This is a genomic window from Mesorhizobium sp. M7A.F.Ca.CA.003.01.2.1 (genome assembly GCF_003998945.1).
Classification (GTDB): Bacteria; Pseudomonadota; Alphaproteobacteria; order Rhizobiales; family Rhizobiaceae; genus Mesorhizobium; species Mesorhizobium ciceri.
The window spans coordinates 1-778 of record NZ_RZRA01001481.1 but is presented as its reverse complement, the minus strand read 5'-3'; the positions used below and the strand labels follow the sequence as shown (position 1 = coordinate 778).

Genomic DNA, 778 nt, shown 5'->3' with positions numbered 1-778 from the left:
CCTGGTTCAATGCGCCGGTGCCGACTTTTTTACCACCCGAGGGTGACGCGGCGGTTCAGTTGCTGATCGTCGGGCTGGCGCCTGGCCTGCGCGGTGCCAATCGAACGGGCCGCCCGTTCACCGGCGACTATGCCGGCGACATGCTCTACTCGACGATGATTTCGCACGGTTTTGCGCGCGGAGAGTTCAAGGCGCGGCCAGATGACGGATTGGAGCTGGTCGGCACCGCGATCACCAACGCGGTGCGCTGCGTGCCGCCGGAGAACAAGCCGGTGGGCGCTGAGATTGCCACCTGCCGGACATTCCTGGTGCCGACGATCGCCAGGTTCCCGAACCTGCGCGCCGTGCTGGCACTGGGATCGATCGCGCACCAGTCGACGGTGCGGGCATTGGGCGGGCGTGTCGCCGCCTATCCGTTCAAGCATGGCGGGCAGCTGCCGGCCGGCAGCATCACGCTGTTTTCGAGCTATCATTGCTCGCGCTACAACACCAACACCGGTGTGCTGACCGAAGCGATGTTCGTTAGCGTTTTCAGCCAGATAGCGGCGTTCCTGCAGAAATAGAGTCGGGCGCCAGCGGATCAGCTTGATGGCGCAAACAGTGCAGCCAGCACCGCCGGCCCACCCTTCAGCACATTCATATCGACATCGCCATTGATGCCGTCGACGCGACCCCTGTTGTGGTACTGCCAGTAGACCCAGTCGTCGCGGTCCGGCTCCAGGAGCAACGAGCGGAGCCAGAGCGGACGGGCAGCAATGCGCCCTGCATAGGTCTGCGC

Annotated in this window: 1 protein-coding gene and 1 pseudogene; one reads left to right on the top strand and one right to left on the bottom strand. The window is 64.4% G+C overall.

Annotation, left to right across the window (positions count from 1 at the left end):
- The coding region (locus EN969_RS33610) for a uracil-DNA glycosylase (protein WP_164758774.1) at positions 1-563 on the top strand (563 nt) is incomplete at its 5' end.
- 17 nt (positions 564-580) lie between these two features.
- Here EN969_RS33610 and EN969_RS33605 read toward each other — a convergent pair.
- A pseudogene (locus EN969_RS33605) lies at positions 581-778 on the bottom strand (lysozyme); the annotation flags it as partial.